A 20681-nucleotide genomic window follows, 5' to 3' on the forward strand; every position below is an offset into this window, starting at 1 on the left:
TGGGGGGGGGAAAAGAGAAAAAACGGCTCCCCCTCCCCCCCACCCCCCCCCCCCCTCTCCCCCCCCCCCCCCCCCCCCCCCCCCTTCTTTCCCTTCCCCCCCCCCCCCCCCCCCCCCCCCCCCCCCCCCCCCCCCCCCTCCGCCGTTACCGGGTACCGCGCAGACGGCCCCACGGGGTAAAGGTGAACACCGCGCCGCCCAGCAGGATCACGGTGCCCGCGACCAGGGCGAGGGCGCGCAGGGCGCCTTCGTCCTCGGCGCCGGTCTCGGCGAGCCCGCCGCCGCCGGCCGTACCCCCCGAGCCGGAGCCGGAGCCGGAGGAGTCTCCGCCGGAGGCGCCGCCGGCCTGCTTCGCGGTGTCCAGGGTCAGCGAGGCGTCGGCGCTGCCCTTGACCGCGCAGGGGATGACGATCGGTGAACCGCCCAGCGAGACGTTGATGGTCAGGGTGCCGGGACTGAGCGTGGACTTTCCGGTCGCCCCCGGCTTGTACGTGCCCTTCATGTCGGGGAGGTCGACCGGCTTGCCCTGCTCCAGCGGGGCGGCGTTGGCGGGTCCCTCGACCTTGACCGTGCCGCTGTCCGCGCCGCCGAGCTTGACCGCCATGGACGGCTTGAGGGCGCCCGCGGGAAGCGGCGCCGGGCTGTTCATGACGCCCTTGGCGGTCTTCACGGTGAGGTCGTAGCTTTCGCCGTTCTTCTTGGCGTTGATCGTCACCTTGGAGGTGATGTTCGCCGGGCCGGGGGACTGGCACGCGAACTGGACCGCGACCTCCTTGCCCGGGAAGTCGGTCTGTCCGCCACCGCCGCCGGTGGACCCGCCGGCCGTGGACCCGCCGGACGCCGTGGTGCCCCCGGACGTGGTCGTGCCGCCGGAGGCCGTACCGCCCGATGTCGTACCACCGGACGCCGTCGACCCGCCGGACGCCGACCCACCGGAGGTGGACCCACCGCTCGTCGACCCACCGCTGCTCGTCGTACCGCCCGACGACCCACCGCCCGCCGTCACCTTGATCGTCGCACCGACCGCCACCGTCTCCTTCGGTGAGCACTTGGTGTCCGTGGACATCGGCTTGGAGACGTTGATGGTGTACTTGTCCGGCGTCAGCGTGATCTCGCCGGCCTTCTCCAGCTTCAGCTTGCCCTTCATGTCGGGCAGGACCATGGGGCTGTTCTTGGGGATCGGCGGATTCTGCCGGGGGCCCTCCATGGAGAGCGTGCCGCTGCCCCCGCCACCGAGCTTGACGACGCCCGTCGGCTTGACCGTGTCCTTCTCCAGGTCGAGGATGTCGGGATTCTTGGAAGCGGCCGCGACCGTCTTCCACACCACCTCGACCTCGTCCCCGACCTTCGCCTCGGCCGGTGCGGTGATCTGCACCTTGGTGGTCCCGTTCACCGGCGGCAGGCCGGAGATGGCGGGCGGAATGCACTCGGTCCTGTACGACACCTCGGCGGCCTGCGCGGGGCTCGCGGCCAGCACAATTCCCGCGCCGCCGAGCATCAGCGCGACCCCGGCCGCGCTCATCCTCCGTTGCGTGCTCACGAATGTCCCTTCGTCGTCGGTCTGTTCTCTGACGGTGCGGAGTCAGGTGTGAACCACGGCAGCGCCGCGATGCTTGTACGGGCGGGAGCGGCGCCGGCGGCGGGCGTGCGGTGCCGCCCGGGCCCTTCCCGCTTCCTCGGCGCCTTCTTGTACGGACCCCGGCCAGGGGCCTTGGAGGGGCCGCGCGGCCGCGCGCGGTCCACCACCGCCATTCCGATCCGGAACAGCGCGGCCGGGACGACGACGGCGAGCAGCAGCCAGAAGAGCGTCACGCCCCATGGCCGCCCCACGCCCCACGGCTGCTCCACGAGCACGGTGCCCGCGTACTTCACCGACACCTGGTAGTCGCCGTAGGCACCGGCGGACAGCTGGACGGGGAGTCGCACCCGAGCCTTCATGCCGGGTGCGACGGTGCCCCGCCACTGCTGTTCCTCCCACTGCGGCGCGTAGACGCCATGGCTGGTGCCCACCTGGAAGACGGGATCCTTGACCGGCGCGGAGCCCAGATTCCCGACGGTGAAGGTGATCTCGCGAGAGGGCGGGGCGCCGAACCAGACGAGCACACCGCCGGATCCTTCGAGCCGGACCGTGTCCAGTACGGCGAGTCTGCCCTCACCGCTCTGCGCGGGAAGGTCGGCGACCGGGTGGCCCGCGACGGTGAACGCCACGTCCACGGTGGCGCGTTCGCCGGTCACCCCGGCCACATGGACGACACAGGGGCAGGGCGTGGGGGGTTCGGCCACCGGCATCTTCTGGCTGAACGCCCCTTTGGCGTCGACGGTGGCCGCGCGGCCCACGGAGTTGGCACAGGAGTTGGTGCCGCCGATCACGCCCTTGTCGGGTGTGCCCTGACCGCAGATCAGCAGCATCAGCAGGGCTCCCGGCCGCCAGCCGGTTCCGCTGACGGTGATCTCCCCGCCCTTGCCCGCCTCCCGCTGGGACAGGGACACGGCGGGCTTGGGATCGGCGGCCCGCGCCCGCTCCGCCGGCACGAGTGCGAGCGCGGGCAGCGCGACCAGCGCCAGCAGGGCCACCAGGCGGAACAGAATCGGCGGGCGGGCCGCCCCGGCAAAACGCGCTCCGGTACGCAGGGTCATGAGTCCGCTCCCGCCATCACCATGTCCCTTTGCCTTCCCGAGACTTGGGGCATCGCCCGCCGTCCCGGCCGTCGCACCCGCCACACCGTCACCGCCGCGGCGAGCGCCGCCGTCCCCGCCGCGGCCGTCGCGATCCGCGTCCGGGAAAGGAACAGTGCCCGGTCGCCGCCCTCGGCCCGGGCGGCTCCCGGGGCCGTGGCCGTCAGCCGCACGGTCACCGCGTCGAGTGCGGGAGTGTCGGGCCACGGCTCGGTGAGTTCGGCCCGGGCGCCGGGGCGGAGCTCCAGGGACAGCGATCGCGCGGGGCGGTCGAGCGCGGTACCGAAGAGGCCGTCGGCGTGGACGGCGAGGCTGGGCACCAGGACCGTGTTGCCGCGGTTGACCAGGGCGTAGTGGATGCGCCCCGAGGTGAGGCGGACGTCCTCGACGGTCAGCGCGGGCAACGGCGCGCCGCTCACCCGCAGATGGAGGCGCACCGCCGCCTCCCGCCCGCCGGCCGTCGCCACCAGTGCGCCCGTGCGGTCGCCCGGCGCGGTGTTCTCGGGCACCGTGACGGAGAAGGGGACCAGCGCCCGGGTGCGCGGCGGGACCCGTACGGTGACCTGGGTGAACCGGGTCCAGGGACCCGTACCGGAGGGTCCGGCGGACAGCCGTACCGTCAGCGGTCCGGTACCGGGGTTGGTCAATGAGAGCCTGTCCTCGAGCACGGTGCCGGGAACGCCTTCCAGATAGACGTACGGTCTGCCGGCGCCCGGCCCGGACGCCGGTTCGGCCGTCCACACCGGGCCGGACGCGCCCGCCGCCGGGGCGTGGGGGGCGCCGAGGGAACAGAGCAGCGCGGCGGCGGCCACGCCCCACGCCCGCGGCGCCCGCATCAGCTCGCCGAGCGCCGGGTCAGCCAGAGCACCCCGGCCGCACCGGCCAGCACCACGGTGCCGCCGAGGGTGCCGAGCGCCGCGGCGGAGTCGAGCGGGCCGGTCCTGGGGAGCTCACCGCCGGTGGGCAGGGAGTTCCCGGAGCCGCCGGCCGCCACCACGTCGAGTTCGAGGGAGGGCTTCGGGTTGTTGGAGGGCGTACAGGTGGCGGCGTCCATGCCGAGCGCGTGGACCGTGAGCACCCCCGCGGTGAAGGTGACCCTGCCGCTCTTCTTCGGCGTGTACGTACCGGTCAACCGACCTATTTTGATAGGTGTGTTGGGGGGTATCGCGGTGGCGTTCGGGACGCCCTTGACCGCGACGGTCCCGCTGTCCGCGCCGCCGAGCTTGAGTACCGCGCGCGGGGTCATGACCCCTTTGGGCAGCTCGATCGGGCTGTCGGACACGCCCTTGTCGAAGGACATCGTGACCTGGTAACCGCTGCCGCTCTTGACCGCCTTGATGTCGACGGGGGAGACGGCGCTCTTGGGCCCGATCTTCGTCTGACAGGCGTAGTTGACGTCGACGACGGCAGCGTGCGCGGCGGGGGCGGCCATCAGTACCACTGAGCCCGCCGCCGCTGCCGCCGCCAGCGTGCGGGCTGTCCGCTTCTGGTACGACACCTTGACTTCCCCTCATGCCGGACGTTGACGTGGCCGAATTTCCTGACGGCACATCAGATTGGGCGCTCAAGGTACGCCCGGGGTCCTGTCGAGGGAAGACAAAGAGCACGCCGTATCGGCGTGCTCGACAACAACTCCACAAACCTCGGAGGTCGCTATGCGGGGGCGGCCAGCTCCGCCCACACCGTCTTGCCCGGGGCCCCCGGCGTGCGGACGACCCCCCAGTCCAGGCAGAGCCGCTGGACGATGAACATGCCGTGCCCGCCGGGACGTCCGGCGCGGTGCGGGGTACGGGGCATGGGCTGCCCGGCACCGCGGTCGGTGACCTCCAGGCGCAGGGCCTTGGCGAGATATGAGACGCGCAGCTCCTCGGGGCCCTCGGCGTGCAGACAGGCGTTGGTGACCAGCTCGGAGACGACAAGGAGCACGTCCTCGGCGGCCGCCCTGCGGTCCGCCGTGGCGGCCGGAAGCCAGCCCCAGTCCCTCAGCGCCTGCCGGGTGAAGTCCCGGGCGAGCGGTACGATGCCGCTCGCACCACCGAGCGCGAGCGTACGCACCCGCCCGTCGCCATCCGGCTCCGGGCCGACGTCGCTCGGCGGATGCTGCCGGGTGGTGCCCATCAGCGCTTCACCTCACCGATTCACCAGTCGCCAATACTCGTATCGATTCCAGGGTGCGGGTGCCCAGGCACCCGCAGGCTCAATCGGACAAGGCCGCTTCGAGCGAGTCGTGCAGGGTGAACACCGCTTCCGCACCGGTGATCTCGAACACACGGGCCACGACGGGCTGCATGCCGGCGAGGTGGACACCGCCACCGGCGGCCTCGGCCTTGAGCCGGGCGCCCAGCAGCACGTTCAGACCGGTGGAGTCACAGAATTCAAGCCGTGAGCAGTCGACAATGAGCCGATATCTGCCTTCGTCGAGCGCGGCTTCGAGTGGCGTACGCAACAGATCCGCGGTGTGGTGATCGAGCTCACCCACCGGCGTGACGATCTCGCTGGTGCCCTCTGTCCGGACCTCGACCAGGAGACGGCCCCGATGAGCACTGCCTACCGTGCCGCGATCCATTGCCCGCCCCTCTTCGTCGATGCCGTTGACGCTCGCAGAACCTTACGCCCTTCTCCACACTCCGCGGTAGTCGGAGTCCGCCACATAAGGGGCGAAATGGACTTTTGACACTTGCACCGATCCATCTCGAGCGGGTAGGGCTAGTAGAGACACACCCGACCACGGCCGGCTTTGGAGGCGCCGCACACCGCAGCAGCAAGGAAGGCACCGGCTGCCTCATGCCGACCATGATGGAGGAGACCATGTCACCCCGGCTCGACGCCCCGCGCACCCCGCACGCGCCGTCGACAACTCCGCCCGCGCCCCTGGATCTTCCCGAGATCCCTCCCTACGAGGACGTGAGCGCGCTCGACGCGCGAGCGCTGTCGAAGACGCTCTTCGCGCGTCTCGAGAACCTCGAAGAGGGCACCCACGACCACGCCTACGTCCGCAACACCCTCGTCGAACTCAACCTGGCGCTGGTGAAGTTCGCGGCCTCCCGGTTCCGCTCCCGCAGCGAGCCGATGGAGGACATCATCCAGGTCGGGACGATCGGCCTCATCAAGGCCATCGACCGCTTCGAACTCAGCCGCGGCGTCGAGTTCCCGACCTTCGCGATGCCCACCATCGTCGGTGAGATCAAGCGGTTCTTCCGCGACACCTCGTGGTCGGTGCGCGTGCCGCGCCGCCTCCAGGAACTGCGCCTCGACCTCGCCAAGGCCGGTGACGAGCTCGCCCAGCAGCTCGACCGCTCGCCGACCGTCGCCGAGCTGGCCGACAAGCTCGGCATCAGCAGGGAAGAGGTCGTCGAGGGCATGGCGGCGAGCAACGCGTACACCGCGAGCTCGCTGGACGCCCAGCCCGAGGAGGACGACAGCGAGGGCGCCCTCGCGGACCGTATCGGCTACGAGGACCACGGCCTCGAAGGCATCGAGTACGTCGAGTCGCTGAAGCCGATGATCGCGTCGCTGCCCGCCCGCGACCGCACGATCCTCTCGCTGCGCTTCGTCGCCGGCATGACCCAGTCCGAGATCGGTGAAGAGCTCGGCATCTCGCAGATGCACGTGTCCCGGCTGCTCACCCGCACCCTCAACAGGCTCCGGAAGGGCCTGACCCTCGAGGAGTGACGGCCCCGAGCCGCCCGGATGGCCGAAGGGCCCGTTCCCCCCGGGGACGGGCCCTTCCGCGTTATTGACGGCACCGTCCCTATGCGCCACATTTGGGCGGGGCTCAGGGGGGAATCATATGGTTTCTGGTGAGGGCTGCCCGGCGGCGTACGGCGCTCTGGAAGAGCGGATGCGCGGTCGTCTCGGCAGGGAATGCCTGTATGTGCCGTCGTGCCGGCTCGGTCTCTTCCTGGCGCTGCGCCACTGGTGCGAGCCCGGCGGCCGGGTGCTCATGTCACCGGTCAACGACGACGTCATCTTCTTCGTGGTGCTGGCGGCGGGGCTGCGCCCCGTGCAGGCGCCGCTCGACCCGCGCGACGGATCGATCGACCTCGCGGCGATCCCCCAGAGCGACTGGCGCGGCCTGTCGGCCGTCCTCACCACCAATCTCTACGGGAACCCCGACCCGGCGCCCGCCCTGCGCGCCCGGTGCGACGCGCTCGGCATCCCGCTGATCGAGGACGCCGCCCATGCCATCGGCTCCACGGTGGACGGCAGACCCGTCGGCACCTTCGGCGAGGCCGCCGTCTTCAGCCTCTCCAAGCACACCGGAGCCAAGACCGGCGGCTTCCTCGCACCGGCCGATCCGGGCCTGCGGGAGGAACTGGCCGCCGCCCGCGACGCGTTGCTGCGCCCGTCCCGTACGGGCGCCGAGGCCGCCCACCTCCTTCGTCCCTACGCGGAGGCGGCCGTACGCGGCCTGCGGCTCGCCGGCGCCGCCCGCGCGACGATGCGGCTCCTCGGCTTGGAGGAGCGCGAGGAGATCCGTATGCCGCTGCGGGCGGGCGAGCTCAAGCAGGCCGTGGCCGCCGCGCCCCGGCTCTCCCCCTTCCACTCCTGGGTACGGGTCGACATGCACGACTACCGGCTCACGCCCGGCCCGGGGCGGCTGCGCCGCACCGAGCGGCTGCTCGGCCGGCTCGACGCCACCCTCGCCGCCCATCTCGCGGGGACGCGGCGGCTGCGCGAGAGCCCCTGGGCGGCCCCGGACACCGGGCCCGCCCAGCCGCTGTTCCGGGTGCCGCTGCTGGTCGCCGACCGGGACGCGGCGATCGCCGCGCTGGCCCGGCGCCGGATCACCACCGGGTACCTCTACGACCCGCCGCTCGACGACTACGCGGGCGAGCCGTTCACCGATCCGTCGCCGACGCCCGGCGCGGCCCGCTGGTTCGCCCGGCACGCACTGCCGGTGGACCCGAGACGGGCGGACGAGGTGATCCGGGTGCTCCGCGCCTCGGGGGCCGAGCCCGCCGGGGCGCCGGGCCCGGACGGCGGCTGAGGCGTGGCCGACACCGTACGACCGCGCCGGCCCGGCGCCGACGACGGGGACGGGGCCAGGAGCAGGGGCGGAGGGGGGGAGGGGAGCGGGGCCGGTGGGGAGAGACCCGGGCCGGACGGGGAGGCCGGGCACGACGGCGCGAGCGGCGGCGGGGACTCGATGTTCCGCAACGCCTACGCGCTGATGCTCTCCACCGGCGTCTCCGCCGCCCTCGGCCTCGGCTTCTGGCTGGTCGCGGCCCGCTACTACTCCGAGGACGCCGTGGGCCAGGGGTCCGCCGCGATCGCCGCCCAGCGCCTGCTCGCCTCCCTCACCGCCACCACCATGATCGGCGCGGTCGTCCGGTACGTCCCGCGCGCCGGCCGGGCCACCGGCTCCCTGGTCCGCCGGATCTACCTCGTCAGCTCCCTGGTCGTCACCGTGGCCTGTGGGGGCTTCCTGCTGACGCTGGACCGGTGGGGGCCCTCGTACGCCCCGCTCGGCACGCCGAGCGCCGGGATCTTCTTCACCGCCTCCTGCATCGGCTGGGCGCTGCTCACCCTTCAGGACGGGGTGCTGACCGGGCTGCGCCGGGCCATCTGGGTGCCCGTCGGCAACGCCGTCTTCTCGCTCGGCAAGCTGCTGCTGCTCGTCCTGTGCGCCACCGCGCTCCCCGTGCTCGGCGTCTTCGTGTCGTGGTCGGCGGCGATCGCCGTGTCGGTGCTGCCCCTGGGATGGCTGGTGTTCCGCCGGCTCATCCCCCGGCAGGCGCGCGAGGACCGCGACCGCGAACCGCCCGAGATGCGGGAGATCGGCCGCTTCATGGCCGGCGACTCGGTCGGCGCGCTGTTCAGCCTCGCGATGATCAACCTGCTGCCGGTGATGGTCGCCGTCCGCTTCGACGCCGCGCACAACGCGTTCTTCTACACCGCGTACACCGTCGGCGGCACGATGGAGTTCATGGCCATCAACATGGCCTCCTCGCTCACCGCGCACGCCTCGCACAGCCCCGAGAGCCTCGCCGAGGGCGTACGGGGAGCGCTGCGGCGGATGGCGGTCCTGCTCGTCCCGGTCGTCCTGGTCCTCGTCGTCCTCGCTCCGCGGATCCTCGCGCCGTTCGGAGCGGACTACGCCGAGCACGGGACTCTGGTGCTGCGCCTGCTGGCCGCGGCCGCCCTGCCGAGGGTCGCCGTGGAGCTGTACATCGGCGTGCTGCGGGTGCAGGGCCGCACCGGTGCCCTTGCCGCCCTCCAGGGCGCGATGTGCGCCCTGGTCCTGGGCAGCGCCGCCGTGCTGCTGGGCACGGCCGGGATCTCCGGGGCCGGGCTCGCGGTGCTCGCCTCCATGACCCTGATGGCCGCGGTGTCGGCCCCCGGGCTGCGGGCCGCACTCGGTGCGGGCAGGCGCGGCAGCAGGAGCACGCGGAGCGAGTTCGGCACGGACTGGGCGCGCAGGGCCGCCGAGCGGCAGGCCGCGGCGGCCGGGACGGCGGAGGCCACCCCGGTGTACGGAACGGACTGGGCCCGCCGGGCCGCCTCCTTCCACGCGGCGCACGACGCGGCGACGCCGGCCTTCGGCCTGCCCGTGTACGGGCCGGCGGGCCCGCGCTCCGGGCGGAACGTCGGCGAGGACCGGCTCACCGACTGGCTGTGGCTGCTGCTCGGCCTGTCCGTCGGGCTGTTCTGGATCCCCCTCGCGTGGGCGCCCGGGGGTCTCGGCGGCCGCCGCCTGTCCGGCACGGAACTGCTGGCGGCGCTTCCCCCGCTCACGCTCACGGCGGGCATTTTGCTGATCGTCGCGCAGAGTGCGGCGCTCTCGCTCCGGCGGCTGCGTCCCGTCCTCCTCGGGGCCGTCCTGCTGGTGACCTTCCTGGCCCTGCACACGGCCCCTCTGCTGCTCGGTGTGCGTCCACCAAAGGCCGCGGGCCCCGGTGCGGACGCCCTGGCCGCGCTCCTGTCCGGCGGGGCGGCTTCCGACGGCTCCGGGGGCGTCCTGCGGCTGCTGCCGCTCGTGCTCCAGGGGCTGTGCCTGCTGTCGGCCGGAGCGCTGCTGCGGGTCCTTGGGGCCGGGGGCCGGCTCACGGCGTGTGCGCTGTGGATGCTGGTGGTGGCGGGCTGGGCGGCGCAGCAGGCGTTCGCGGCGGCCGCGCTGCCCGTCTCCCTGGGGCTGGGCGTGGCCGCCGTGGCGGCCGTCGTGGCCGCCCGGCGGCGCGGCTAGCGCGGCGGGACCGGCTGGTGGAAGTACGGGTCCTGTCCGGCGAGCCGGTAGCCCTCCAGGGCCGGACCGCTGTTGACGGTCAGGTCGCAACCGGGGCCGGGGACCGGGCGGTTCCAGTGGACCAGCGCGCGGAGCTTCGGCAGGGTCGGCGCGACCTTGGGGATCGCGGTGTACCAGTCGCGCGGACGCAGGGGCCGCTTCGGGTCGGGCGCGGTCGAGAACTCCGACAGCATGACCGGCTTGTCGGCGGAGATGTGGGCGCGCAGCCAGTCGTAGGAGGGCCGCTGGCTCGCCTCGAAGTCCAGCCAGTCGGTCGACCGGTGACAGAGGTAGTAGTTGTACTGGTCCATGCCGAGCCAGTCGACGAAGTCGTCGCCGGGGTAGAGCCGCTTCATCTGCTCGGCGTGGCCGAGGTAGCCGGAGACCGTCCAGACCCAGACCACGTTGTCGGCACCGAGCTTCTCGAAGCGGTCGTGGAGGTGGCGGTAGGCGGCGACGTACTCCTCTGGGGTCCCGGCGCCCTCCTTGATCCGGAAGTCGGTCTCCTGGTCGAAGGAGAAGAAGACGCGCTTGCCGTACGCCTTGATGCGGCGGGCCTGCGGGTCGATGATCTTCGCGTCGTACGCGCCGGAGGCGATGTTCTTCCAGCCGAGCTGCCGCTCGGTCCAGCCGGCGTGGTGCGGTGCGGTCCACACGGTCGACTCCCAGGCCAGCATCAGCAGCCGGTCACGGCCGAGTTCCTGCTCGTCGCGGGTGAGGAGCTGTCCGTCGCGCTCGTTCCCCGACATGTCGTGGTACGTGTAGACGACATCGAGCTTGCGGCCGATCTTCTTCTCGAAGGCGTACACCGGCGCGCTCAGCGAACCGTCGCCGTCGTACGGGACGTACGCGCCCCACCAGGCGCCGCAGGGTGCGACCAGCCGCTCGTCCGGTGCGCAGCGGCCCCGGGGCGGTTCGCCGGAGGCGGCGTCGCGGGGGAGGTCCTGGCCCGAGACGCGGCCGGCGCCCCCGTCTTCTGTGGAGCGGGTGCCCCAGACACCGAGTCCGGCGACCAGGAGGGCCACGGCGGCGAGGAGGGCGGCGGTGCAGGAGCGTTTCCCGCGTAAGGCATGGCGCCCGCTCATCGGCCGCCTCCGGGGCGGGGTTTCCGGCGCTCGCGCCCGGTGGCCGGCGCCGGGACGCCGGGCCCGCGGGACGGCCGGGTGCGCTCGGCCGCGCCCCGGGTGGCGGCGGGCAGCGGTACGCCGGGCAGGGCGGCGACGACCGTGACGAAACCGGCCAGAGAGACCAGGAACACGGTCGTCGAGAATCCCTTGACCAGGAACAGCGAGGTCGCGGTGAGCGCGGCCAGGGAGAGGCTGACCGGCGCGGCCAGCGCGAACGCCTCCAGCCGGGCGCCGGGACGCAGGCCGCCGGGCTGCGGGTGGAGCAGGGCGAGTCCCGGGCCGAAGCAGACGAAGAGCAGCACGGGAATCCAGCGCAGCGGGGATCCCCCCGGCAGCTGGCTCGCGCCCAGCGCGAGCCAGCCGGAGGCCGCCAGGCCCGCTCTCAGCTGGGTCCGGGTCGGCTGGGGGTGGGCCATGGCGGCCTCCTCGTCATCGCGGGGCGGACCGGTCCGGCGGTGCGGCCGGCCGGAATTGCAGGACGAGTCCGTGAGCGTTCTCCTCCACCACGCGGAAGCGCGGTGAGCGCTTGAGCGCGTCGCGCAGGGTGGCGAAGCTGCCCGGGGGCAGATAGCCCTCGCCGATGACCGCCTTCTCCTGGGTCGGCGTGAGGATCACATAGGCCGGGCGGCCCTCCGGGATGCCCGCCGCCAGATATCCGGCCGGGTCCTTGAGCATCCTGAGGTTCTCGGGCACGTTCTGTTCGGTGAAGAACCAGCGTTCGTAGCGGTCGTAGCGGTAGTACGCGCCGGGGAACGACCCGGTCGTCGCGAGGATCAGCGCCCCGTCCGGCGCCCGGTCGAAGGCGCGCCGGGTGAGCGCGACCTCGGCGGGCGGGGCGTAGTGCATGCCCTCCTTGCCGTAGTACGAGGGCAGGAATCCGGCGAGCAGGGCGGTCAGCACCAGAGGCAGGGCGACGGCGGTGACGCGGCGGGCGGTCCGGGCGGCCCTGCCGGACGCCCCCGCGGCCGGCACCAGCGCCGCGGCGGCGAAGAACGCCGTGCCGGGCAGCCCGAACAGATAGACGCGGAAGAGCATTTCGCCGCCGTAGTCGTTGACGGCGAACATCGGCACGGGCGCGGCCGCGGCCAGGAGCAACGGCAGAGCGCTGCGCACGAGCCGGCGGCGCAGCAGGACGGCCGCGCCGGCGAGGACGGCGAGCGCGAGCACCATCAGGATGTTGGCGGCGCCGACGAGCTCCGGCCCGGGACCGGTGGGCTCGCCCGCGTATCCCGCGCGGGAGTTGCCGAGCAGATCGCCGGCGGAGTCGCGCAGCGTGCTCATCGTCTCCAGGAAGAGCACCCGGCCCATCGTCAGGTCCCAGATCAGCATGATCAGCCCGGTGACGGCCAGCAGCCCGAGGTTGCGGTGGCGTCGGGTGAGGCAGAGCGCGCCGAGGGTCGCGCAGAGCATCACCGGTGTGAGCTGGTGGGACGCGTTGATGGTGGCGATGAGCGGGGCGATGATCAGGATGCAGACGGCCCGCTGGCGCCGCCCCGTCGGTGGCGGCACGGCGGCCGCCGCCGGGTCGAGCCCGGTGCGGTCGCGCAGCCGCCCGGCCGAGCCCGGGAGGACGAAGTGCCGGACGACCACGGCGAAGACCGTCAGATGGAGCAGATACGAGAAGCCCTGCGGCGAGAGATAGTCCTGACCGACCCAGTTGGCGAGCTGGAAGATCCACACGGCGGTCCACACCAGACGCCAGTCGTCGGTGAAGGTGCGGTAGATCAGGACGAGTACGGGCAGGGTCAGGATGCCGAGCGCCACCGGCGCCCAGTTGACGAACGAGGCCGCCGTGTCGACGCCGAAGGCCCGGACGAGGGCGGCGTTCAGGGAGAAGAAGCCGGGCCACTGGTCGTAGGCGGACATGCCGCCGGACAGCTCTGTGTGCGGATGAACGGTTCCCTCGGCGAGGAGCCGGCTGATCACGGCGTCGTGTTTGGACGCCCAGGCGTAGCGCACGGAGTCGTAGAGCACGGCGGGGGGCGCCTTGAGGGCCACCAGCATGGCGGCGCAGTAGGCGGCGGGCCAGAGCGGCGCGGTGCCGGCGCGTCGCAGGGTGACCAGAAAACCGCAGGTCAAGACGGCCAGTGCGGCGTAGAAGGCCGGGGGGAAGCGGTCGAGGAGCCCGAAGTCGGTGATGTCCCGGAAGCCGGTCCGGGGCAGCGCGTAGGCCCAGAGCCCGGCGGCCACCGGCAGGGGCAGCCGGCTGCCCAGGGCCTGCGGTGCGAGCGCTCCCCGCAGGGGCCGGGCGGGCGGTGGCGCGCCGTCGCGGGCCCCGGTCGCTTCTCCCTCGCGCTGCGCGCCGCCCTCTTCGACCGGTGTGGACACATGGTGCTGCTGCACGGTGCGACTCCCCCACGGAAAGTGGTCTGCCTAGCCTGCGAACTCGGGGCCTTTGAGCACGGTCCGCGCTCGGCGGTAGGTACGCCAGCCGACCGTCGGCAGCGAGTCCCGGTAGGGCGCGGTCCGCGCGCCGCGTCCCTCCATCCAGCTCTCGACGTCGGCGACGGTGTGCGTACGGCGCACGATGAGCCGGGCGATGCGGTGGACCTCGTCCCGGTCCGAGCTGAGGGCATGGCGCACGGCGACCGCCGACGCGTACCCGGCGTCCAGGGCGGCCCTGCGCACGGCCCGGCTGTTGTAGCCGTGCGGATAGGCCAGGTGCGTCACCTCGTGGCCGAGGGCGTCCTGGAGCACCGCCTTGGACTCCCTCAGCTCCCGGCCCACGGCGGCGGCGGACAGGGTGTCGAGCTGCGGATGGGTGACGGTGTGGGCGCCGATCTCGATGCCGTACTGCTCCAGGAGCGGCGCCTGGCCCAGCGCCATCATCGGCGCGGGCGGCAGCAGGCTGGAGCGGCCCGGGGTGATCGCCCCGGTGGTCAGATAGGCGGTGGCGGGCAGCCGGCGCGAGGCGAGCGCCTCGGCGGTGGGCCCGGGGAGGTCGGCGAAGCCGTCGTCGAAGGTGAGCACGACGGGCCGGGCCGGAAGGTCCCCGCCGCCCGCGAGGTGGCCGGCGAGCACACCGAGCGGGACCGGAGTGCGGCCGCTGGCCACGATCGCGTCGAGCTGCGCCTCGAAGCCCCTTGGTGTGACCGTGAATTCGGCGATCCAGTCGGGCGGGTCCTCCATCACGGCGTGGTAGAGGAGCACGGGGACGGAGGAGGTCATCTCGCCCTCCCCAGCCGGGCCTTGGCGTATCCGAGGGGGCCGTAGAGCATCCCGCGTCGCTCCAGTCGCGAGAGGCTGCGCGGCCAGGGGTGGGTGTGGCCGCCATGCTCGCCCGGAGCGCCGCTCCGCACGCGGGGCCCGGCGGGCGGGCCCGGGTCGGCGGCCGCGCGCCGGGCGGTCATGGTGCGCGCGTACAGCAGCCCGCGGGGCAGCCGGGCGAGCAGCGCCGGAAGCAGCGCGGGGCGGCGCACGAGGGTGGCGGTCAGATACGCGGTGAGCCCGGCGCCGTAGCCGTACGCCTGGTTCCTCAGGTCCTGCCAGGTCTCGCGGTGGTGGTGCCAGACGAGCGCGTCGGGCGTGTAGCGGAGCCGGAAGCCCGCGGCGAGGACGGCGACGAAGGCGTAGAGGTCGTCGCCGCCCCGGGCCGGAGTGCCGGTGCCGGTGGCCGGGTCGAACCCTCCGGCGGCCTTCAGCGCCGCCGTACGGAAGGCCATGTTGGCGCCGGAGCCGAAGCTGCCCGCGGCGAACGGGAACAGCGGCTCGCCGGCGGGCGGGCACAGCGGGTCGTAGAGGCGCGGCTCGAAGCCCTTGGTGAAGCCGCCGTGGGATTCGAGGAGGACCTGGGCCGGGGTGGCGAGCCGGGCCGGGAGGATCAGTCCGGTGGTGCAACCGAGCCTCGGGTCGGCGGCGAAGGGCGTGGTGAGCGCGGTCAGCCAACGCGGGTCGGCGATCACGTCGTCGTCGGTGAAGGCGACGACGGCTCCGCCGGCGGCGGCGACGCCCCGGTTGTGGGCGGTGGCGAGCCCGGGCACGGGTTCGCGTACGTACCGGACGCGCCCGGCGTAGGTGCGCGTGACGAGCTCCTCGGTGGCGTCGGTCAGGGGCGCGTTGTCGACGACGACGATCTCGTGGTCGGGGTGGTCCTGGTCGAGGAGCGAGTCGAGGGCCCGCGCCAGCTGGGCGGCCCGCTCACGGGTGGCGACGACGACACTGGTCCGGGGCAGGTCACCGGACGCCTCCGGGACGCGCGGGGAATACGGGACACCTGGGCTCTCGCCGCCGGGGACGTCAGGGGCGAGCCGGTCGCGGGCGAGCGCGGCGACGGTGGCCGCCGGGTCGGCGCCTTCCGGGATGTGCCCCACGACGGTGGCGGCGGGCCGGCCCCGGACGCGTACGAGAGCGTAGACATCCCCTCCGGCCTCCACCGGCGGGCCGCCGGGGCCGGGGCCGAAGGAGAGGATGTCGCCGTCGGCGCCGAGGTCGATCTCGGCGACGGCGAGGGCACGAGGTGGACGGAACATAGGGCTCCCCCTGAACTGACGCTTGCTTCCGGTCACTTCCCCCGCAGCCGGCCGATCCGGTTGAGCACCCGGCGGCCGTGCCCGGCGAGCCGGGGCCTGTTGCGCACGAAGCTGTGGGCGCGCCGCGAGGGCTCCCGGCCGAGCCAGTACAGCCCCGCCCGCACGCCGGGGCGGATCGCCGACCCCTCGTACACCCGGAGCTCACCGGTCTTGAGCGCGTCCTTGTACTCGGCCGCTCCGCGCCCCAGGTCGAGCATCCCGATCCCGGCCGAGGCGGCCGCCTCCGCCATCCGCAGATGGAGGATCAGACCGGGTGAGTACTTGGCGAACTCGGGGTCGTACGCCGGGAACCAGCACGACAGCACGGTCGCCGAGCGCAGCCCGAAGTGGGCGGCGACGGGCCGCTCACCGGCGTACAGCACGGACAGCACACCCGAACACCCGGGCGCCCGCAGCCCGTGCAGCCGCCGCAGCAGGGTGCTGATCCACTCCTTGGCGAACCGGTCGCGGCGGCCGGTCCTGCGGTACTGCGCGGACTTCCACTTCATGAGGGTGGCCAGCGCGGCCGGGTCGCGCTCGTCGAAGACGAACCGCAGCTCCCCCTCCACCTGCCGCCCCAGCTTGCGCTCCTTGGCGAGCGTGGTCCTCAGGAACTTGGGCGACCGCGCGCGCAGGACGCTCTCGTACGCCGCGTATCCCTCCCCGACGTCGATCACGGGCGAGGCGAACCCCTCCGCCGCGTGCGCCACGAAAACGCTCTGAGCGTCCTCCAGATTGTCGAACTCCCAGATCGACAGCCCGCATTCACGCAGCAACACCCGGGCGGGCAGCTCCAGCCCGGGCCTGAGGACCGCCCCCTGGCAGTCCGAGACTCCGAGGCCCACGGCCCGCCCCCGCCCGAGCGGCCCCTTCTCGTACGGAAAGAACCCGACCGGTTCCCCGCCCTCCCACACCACGGCCACCCGCACCCGCGGCCGCACCTCGGCGACGGCCCGGGTGAACTCCGGCTCCATGAAGGGGTTGGCGGGCGCCCCGGACTTGGCACGCAGCTCCCGCCAGGCTTCGATCTCCCTGCCGCTCAGCTCCCCGGGCCTCACGACACACACGCGTACAGCGCTCAACTCGACCCCCCGGTCGTCCCCCTGAGTCTTGCCGCTACAGGACGGTACCGGTCGATATCGCTGCGGGACAGCCCCACTCGCCCATCTTGCGACCAACCCGTGAAACCGTGTGATCAGGGCGATTTCGGGAAGCTGATGGGGCGCGATGTGTGGGGTGTGCCGGTGTGGCGGCGCGGGTGGTCGGGACGCCTCAGACCGTGGCGCGCTCCCCGCGTCGCCAGACCTCTGCGACCAGGGGCACCCCCGGCCGGTACGCCAGGTGGACGTGGCTGGGCGCGTCCAGGAGGGCGAGGTCCGCGTAGGCGCCCGGGGTGAGGCGGCCGACGTCCTCGCGGCGCAGGGCCGCCGCGCCGCCCGCCGTCGCCGACCAGAGGGCCTCGTCCGGGGTCATCCCCATGTCCCGTACCGCCAGAGCGACGCAGAAGGGCATCGAGGAGGTGAAGGACGAGCCGGGGTTGCAGTCGGTGGAGAGGGCGACCGTCACACCGGCGTCGAGGAGGCGGCGGGCGTCGGGCCAGGCGGCGCGGGTCGAGAACTCGGCGCCCGGCAGGAGCGTGGCGACGGTGTTGCCCTGGGCGAGGGCGTCGACGTCAGCGTCCGTGAGGTGGGTGCAGTGGTCGGCGCTCGCCGCGTCGAGTTCGACGGCGAGCTGCACACCGGGGCCGTACGAGAGCTGGTTGGCGTGGACGCGGGGATGCAGGCCCTTCGCCCGGCCGGCGGTGAGGATCGCGCGGGCCTGGTCGCCGTCGAAGGCGCCCTTCTCGCAGAACACGTCGATCCAGCGGGCGTGCGGAGCGCAGGCGTCGAGCATCTCGCCGGTGACCAGGGCGACGTAGGCGGCCGGGTCGTCGGCGTAGTCGGGCGAGACGATGTGCGCGCCGAGGTAGGTCACCTCGTCGGTGTGCCGGGCGGCGATGCGCAGCGCGCGGGCCTCGTCCTCGACGGTGAGGCCGTAACCGGACTTGGTCTCGAAGGTGGTGGTGCCCTGTCGCAGGGCCTCCGCCATGTAGCGGGCCACGTTCGCGGACAGCTGCTCGTCCGACGCCGCGCGGGTCGCGGCGACGGTCGTGCGGATGCCGCCCGCCGAGTAGGCGCGTCCGGACATCCGGGCGTTGAACTCCGCGGTGCGGTCGCCCGCGAAGACGAGGTGCGAGTGGGAGTCGACGAATCCGGGGACGACGGCCCGGCCGCCCGCGTCGACCCGGTTGTCAGTGGCGGGTGCTTTGCTGGTTTCACCCACCCAGGCGATGCGGTCGCCGTCGATGACGACGGCCGCGTCCTGGATCAGGCCGAGGGGGGATCCGTCACCGAGGGAGGGGTCGTTGGTGACCAGACTGGCGATGTTGGTGATGACGGTGGCCGCCGCGGCGACGGTGTTGTTCGTCGTGGCGGGGGCCGGCGTCGCCGGGGTGTTGTTCGTGGTCTCGGGACCGCTGCTCATGAGGGGGGATCTCTCCTTCAGCCGGGGCGGCCGGGTCAGTCGCGCCGGCCGGGTCGGTCGTGCAGGGCGGCGATGGCGTCCGTCAGCGCCCGGGGGACGTCCGGGACCAGGGCGTGGGCTCCGTCCCGCACGACGTGGCGGCCACCCACGACCGTATGGCGCACATCCGCCGCGGACGCGGCGAATACCGCTGTCTCAGCTGCCAGACGCGGCACCGGTCCCGCTGTCCTGACCGAGTCGAGCGCGATCGTCGCGAAGTCGGCGAGGGCGCCCGTCTCCAGGCGGCCGGCCTCGGGCCAGCCGAGGGCCGCGTGGCCGTCGGTGGTCGCGGCGCGCAGGAGGGCCGCGGCCGTCCAGTGGCCCCGGGTGCGCGAGCGCAGGCGCTCGTCGAGCTCCATCGCGCGGGCCTCCTCCAGGAGGTCGATCACGGCGTGGCTGTCGCTGCCGAGCGAGAGCGGCGAGCCGGCGCGCTGGAGGGCGACCGCCGGGCCGATGCCGTCGGCGAGGTCCCGTTCGGTGGTGGGGCACATGCAGGTGCCGGTGGTCGTGCCGCCCAGGAGGGCGATGTCGGCGTCGGTGAGGTGGGTGTTGTGAACGCCCGTGGTGCGCGGGCCGAGGACTCCGTGGTCGGCCAGGAGACGGGTGGGGGTGCGGCCGTGGGCGGCCAGGCACGCGTCGTTCTCCGCGGTCTGCTCGGAGAGGTGGACGTGCAGGGGGGCGTGACGGGCCGAGGCCCACTCGGCGACCGTGGACAGCTGGTCCGCGGGGACCGCGCGTACGGAGTGGATCGCCGCCCCGACGCGGACGCCCGCCCGCTCCTTCAGCAGCGAAGCCCGCTGGGCCCAGGCGTCCGCCGTTCCGTCGGAGAAGCGCAGCTGGTGCGCGTTGGGGGCCTGCCCGAAGCCGGAGGAGAGATAGGCCGTGTCGAGGAGCGTGATCCGGATGCCCGCCTCGCCGGCCGCCGCGATCAGCGCCTCGCCCATCGCGTTCGGGTCGGCGTAGGAGACACCTCCGGGCGCGTGATGGAGGTAGTGGAACTCGCCGACCGCGGTGATTCCCGCCAGCGCCATCTCCGCGTAGACGGCCCGGGCGAGGGAGAAGTACGTCTCCGGGGTGAGCCGGGACGCGACCTGGTACATCACCTCGCGCCAGGTCCAGAAGGTGCCGGAGCCGACCTGGACCGTACCCCGCAGGGCCCGGTGGAAGGCATGGCTGTGGGCGTTGGCGAGGCCCGGGATCGTCAGGCCGCGCAGGACCTCGGCGCCCGGCGGCGGTGCGGCCACGCCCGTCCGCACCGCGCTGATCCGGCCGTCGGCCGGGTCGACGTCGAGCGCCACGCCCGGCTCGACGTGCGTGTCGAGCCAGGCGTGTTCGGCCCAGTAGGTCGTCAGCTGCACGCGAGCCCTTCCAGTACGTCGGCGAGTGCGAGGACCCCGGCCACGCAGTCGTCCTCGGCCGCGGTCTCGGCCGGGGAGTGCGAGACGCCCGTGGGGTTCCGTACGAACAGCATGGCGGTCGGGATCGAACCGGACAAAATACCCGCGTCGTGGCCGGCGCCGGTGCCGAGCACCGGGACGGCCCCGCCGAGGATCTTGTTGAGCTCGTCGCGCAGGGCGTGCTCGAACTCGATCACCGGGGTGAAGGACTCCCGGACGACCGTGAGGTCGATGCCGTTGCGTTCGGCGTGGGCGCGGGCGGCCGCCTCGATCCCGGCGGTGACCGTGTCGAGGGCGGACTGGTCCGCCGCCCGCGAGTCCAGCCAGCCGCGGACGAGGGACGGGATCGCGTTGACACCGTTCGGCTCGACGGAGATCTTGCCGAAGGTGGCGACCGCGCCCGCGAGTTCGGCCTCACGGCGGGCGGCGAGGACCGTCTCGGCATAGGTCAGCATCGGGTCGCGGCGGTCGACGAGCCGGGTGGTGCCGGCGTGGTTGGCCTCGCCGTGGAAGTCGTACCGCCAGCGGCCGTGCGGCCAGATCGCGCTCGCGATGCCGACCGCGTCCCCGGACAGGTCCAGGGCACGGCCCTGTTCCACGTGCAGTTCCACGAACGCGCCGATGCGGGCGAGGCGCTCGGGGTCGGGCCCGATGGCCTCGGGGTCGTAGCCCGCGGCCTCCATGGCCTGGGGCAGGCTGATCCCGTCCGCGTCCCGCAGTTCGTGGGCCTTCTCACGGGTGAGCTGTCCCGCGGTCAGCCGGGAACCGACACAGGCGAGGCCGAAGCGGGCGCCCTCCTCGTCACCGAAGTTGGTGAGGGCGAGGGGCCGGGTGAACCGGGCACCCCGGCGGCGCAGTTCGTCCAGCGCGGCGAAGGACGAGACCACGCCGAGGGGGCCGTCGAACGCGCCGCCGTCGGGCACGGAGTCCAGGTGCGACCCGGTGACGACGGCGTCCCCGGCGGCGGGGTCGCCGAGCCAGGCCCACTGGTTGCCGTTGCGGTCGGTCTCGTAGGTGAGTCCGCGCGCCTCGGCCTGCTCCTGGAACCAGGTGCGGCAGTCGGCGTCCGCGCCGGTCCAGGCGTAGCGGCGGTAGCCGCCGGTGGTGGCGTGCCGTCCGACGGGGGCGAGGTCGGCCCACATCCGCTGGAAGCTCGTGGCGCCCGTCGCTTCCCGCCGGGAGGCCT

Annotated in this window: 18 protein-coding genes; 3 read left to right on the top strand and 15 right to left on the bottom strand. The window is 73.4% G+C overall.

The window, feature by feature from the left end; translation table 11 throughout:
- Window positions 1-145: 145 nt before the first annotated feature.
- The 6 genes from ACZ5VC_RS20020 to ACZ5VC_RS20045 form a co-directional block, all read right to left on the bottom strand.
- Window positions 146-1522, bottom strand: a complete 1377-nt coding sequence (locus ACZ5VC_RS20020) for a hypothetical protein (RefSeq protein WP_469121722.1) — start codon at window positions 1520-1522, stop codon at window positions 146-148.
- Window positions 1523-1536: 14 nt separating this feature from the next.
- Window positions 1537-2637, bottom strand: coding sequence for a hypothetical protein (locus ACZ5VC_RS20025; protein ID WP_469121365.1), 1101 nt, complete (start codon window positions 2635-2637; stop codon window positions 1537-1539).
- Window positions 2634-3512 (bottom strand): COG1470 family protein, encoded by an 879-nt coding sequence (locus tag ACZ5VC_RS20030; protein WP_469121366.1) that lies wholly within the window; start codon window positions 3510-3512, stop codon window positions 2634-2636. The genes ACZ5VC_RS20025 and ACZ5VC_RS20030 overlap by 4 nt, the downstream gene beginning before the upstream one ends.
- Window positions 3512-4174: a peptidase gene (locus tag ACZ5VC_RS20035; RefSeq protein WP_469121367.1), complete on the bottom strand. Its 663-nt coding sequence runs from the start codon at window positions 4172-4174 to the stop codon at window positions 3512-3514. The genes ACZ5VC_RS20030 and ACZ5VC_RS20035 overlap by 1 nt, the downstream gene beginning before the upstream one ends.
- Window positions 4175-4329: 155 nt before the next feature.
- Complete coding sequence (locus ACZ5VC_RS20040) at window positions 4330-4794, bottom strand: ATP-binding protein (protein WP_469121368.1); 465 nt, start codon at window positions 4792-4794, stop codon at window positions 4330-4332.
- Between the two features lie 79 nt (window positions 4795-4873).
- Complete coding sequence (locus tag ACZ5VC_RS20045) at window positions 4874-5242, bottom strand: STAS domain-containing protein (protein ID WP_469121369.1); 369 nt, start codon at window positions 5240-5242, stop codon at window positions 4874-4876.
- A 242-nt stretch (window positions 5243-5484) separates the two neighbouring features.
- Between ACZ5VC_RS20045 and ACZ5VC_RS20050 the strand changes: the two genes are divergently transcribed.
- The 3 genes from ACZ5VC_RS20050 (at window position 5485) to ACZ5VC_RS20060 (ending at window position 9862) form a co-directional block, all read left to right on the top strand.
- Window positions 5485-6348, top strand: coding sequence for an RNA polymerase sigma factor SigF (locus tag ACZ5VC_RS20050; protein ID WP_469121723.1), 864 nt, complete (start codon window positions 5485-5487; stop codon window positions 6346-6348).
- A gap of 169 nt (window positions 6349-6517) precedes the next feature.
- Window positions 6518-7666, top strand: coding sequence for a DegT/DnrJ/EryC1/StrS family aminotransferase (locus tag ACZ5VC_RS20055; RefSeq protein WP_469121724.1), 1149 nt, complete (start codon window positions 6518-6520; stop codon window positions 7664-7666).
- 3 nt (window positions 7667-7669) lie between these two features.
- Window positions 7670-9862, top strand: coding sequence for a lipopolysaccharide biosynthesis protein (locus tag ACZ5VC_RS20060; protein WP_469121370.1), 2193 nt, complete (start codon window positions 7670-7672; stop codon window positions 9860-9862).
- Here the strand turns inward: ACZ5VC_RS20060 and ACZ5VC_RS20065 are convergent.
- The 9 genes from ACZ5VC_RS20065 to ACZ5VC_RS20105 all read right to left on the bottom strand — a co-directional run bounded on the left by ACZ5VC_RS20065 (window position 9859) and on the right by ACZ5VC_RS20105 (window position 20637).
- The gene (locus ACZ5VC_RS20065) at window positions 9859-10986 is read right to left on the bottom strand and encodes a glycoside hydrolase family 26 protein (protein WP_469121371.1); all 1128 of its coding nucleotides are present in this window, start codon (window positions 10984-10986) and stop codon (window positions 9859-9861) included. The genes ACZ5VC_RS20060 and ACZ5VC_RS20065 overlap by 4 nt on opposite strands.
- Entirely contained in the window at window positions 10983-11444 is a 462-nt protein-coding gene (locus tag ACZ5VC_RS20070) for a hypothetical protein (protein WP_469121372.1), read from the bottom strand. Before ACZ5VC_RS20070 ends, ACZ5VC_RS20065 begins: the two co-directional genes overlap by 4 nt.
- 13 nt (window positions 11445-11457) lie before the next feature.
- A complete protein-coding gene (locus tag ACZ5VC_RS20075; protein ID WP_469121373.1) occupies window positions 11458-13371 on the bottom strand; it encodes a hypothetical protein in 1914 nt (637 codons plus the stop codon).
- Between the two features lie 30 nt (window positions 13372-13401).
- Window positions 13402-14196, bottom strand: coding sequence for a polysaccharide deacetylase family protein (locus ACZ5VC_RS20080; RefSeq protein WP_469121374.1), 795 nt, complete (start codon window positions 14194-14196; stop codon window positions 13402-13404).
- On the bottom strand, window positions 14193-15497 hold the full coding sequence (locus ACZ5VC_RS20085) for a glycosyltransferase family 2 protein (RefSeq protein ID WP_469121375.1): 1305 nt from the start codon (window positions 15495-15497) through the stop codon (window positions 14193-14195). The genes ACZ5VC_RS20080 and ACZ5VC_RS20085 overlap by 4 nt, the downstream gene beginning before the upstream one ends.
- Window positions 15498-15529: 32 nt before the next feature.
- On the bottom strand, window positions 15530-16618 hold the full coding sequence (locus tag ACZ5VC_RS20090; RefSeq protein WP_469121376.1) for a GNAT family N-acetyltransferase: 1089 nt from the start codon (window positions 16616-16618) through the stop codon (window positions 15530-15532).
- Window positions 16619-16808: 190 nt separating this feature from the next.
- On the bottom strand, window positions 16809-18059 hold the full coding sequence (gene hutI, locus ACZ5VC_RS20095) for an imidazolonepropionase (RefSeq protein WP_469121377.1): 1251 nt from the start codon (window positions 18057-18059) through the stop codon (window positions 16809-16811).
- Between the two features lie 35 nt (window positions 18060-18094).
- Window positions 18095-19456, bottom strand: a complete 1362-nt coding sequence (locus ACZ5VC_RS20100; protein WP_469121378.1) for a formimidoylglutamate deiminase — start codon at window positions 19454-19456, stop codon at window positions 18095-18097.
- Window positions 19447-20637, bottom strand: a complete 1191-nt coding sequence (locus ACZ5VC_RS20105) for an allantoate amidohydrolase (RefSeq protein ID WP_468710588.1) — start codon at window positions 20635-20637, stop codon at window positions 19447-19449. The genes ACZ5VC_RS20100 and ACZ5VC_RS20105 overlap by 10 nt, the downstream gene beginning before the upstream one ends.
- Window positions 20638-20681: the final 44 nt, after the last annotated feature.

The sequence above is a fragment of the Streptomyces sp. NPDC033174 genome (assembly GCF_055577795.1).

Coding starts and splice junctions, on each gene's coding strand:
- ACZ5VC_RS20020 (WP_469121722.1), bottom strand. CDS start 1,522: ATGAGCGCGGCCGGGGTCGCGCTGATGCTCGGCGGCGCGGGAATTGTG.
- ACZ5VC_RS20040 (WP_469121368.1), bottom strand. CDS start 4,794: ATGGGCACCACCCGGCAGCATCCGCCGAGCGACGTCGGCCCGGAGCCG.
- ACZ5VC_RS20030 (WP_469121366.1), bottom strand. CDS start 3,512: ATGCGGGCGCCGCGGGCGTGGGGCGTGGCCGCCGCCGCGCTGCTCTGT.
- ACZ5VC_RS20065 (WP_469121371.1), bottom strand. CDS start 10,986: ATGAGCGGGCGCCATGCCTTACGCGGGAAACGCTCCTGCACCGCCGCC.
- ACZ5VC_RS20025 (WP_469121365.1), bottom strand. CDS start 2,637: ATGACCCTGCGTACCGGAGCGCGTTTTGCCGGGGCGGCCCGCCCGCCG.
- ACZ5VC_RS20105 (WP_468710588.1), bottom strand. CDS start 20,637: ATGTGGGCCGACCTCGCCCCCGTCGGACGGCACGCCACCACCGGCGGC.
- ACZ5VC_RS20070 (WP_469121372.1), bottom strand. CDS start 11,444: ATGGCCCACCCCCAGCCGACCCGGACCCAGCTGAGAGCGGGCCTGGCG.
- hutI (WP_469121377.1), bottom strand. CDS start 18,059: ATGAGCAGCGGTCCCGAGACCACGAACAACACCCCGGCGACGCCGGCC.
- ACZ5VC_RS20045 (WP_469121369.1), bottom strand. CDS start 5,242: ATGGATCGCGGCACGGTAGGCAGTGCTCATCGGGGCCGTCTCCTGGTC.
- ACZ5VC_RS20050 (WP_469121723.1), top strand. CDS start 5,485: ATGTCACCCCGGCTCGACGCCCCGCGCACCCCGCACGCGCCGTCGACA.
- ACZ5VC_RS20080 (WP_469121374.1), bottom strand. CDS start 14,196: ATGACCTCCTCCGTCCCCGTGCTCCTCTACCACGCCGTGATGGAGGAC.
- ACZ5VC_RS20055 (WP_469121724.1), top strand. CDS start 6,518: ATGCGCGGTCGTCTCGGCAGGGAATGCCTGTATGTGCCGTCGTGCCGG.
- ACZ5VC_RS20085 (WP_469121375.1), bottom strand. CDS start 15,497: ATGTTCCGTCCACCTCGTGCCCTCGCCGTCGCCGAGATCGACCTCGGC.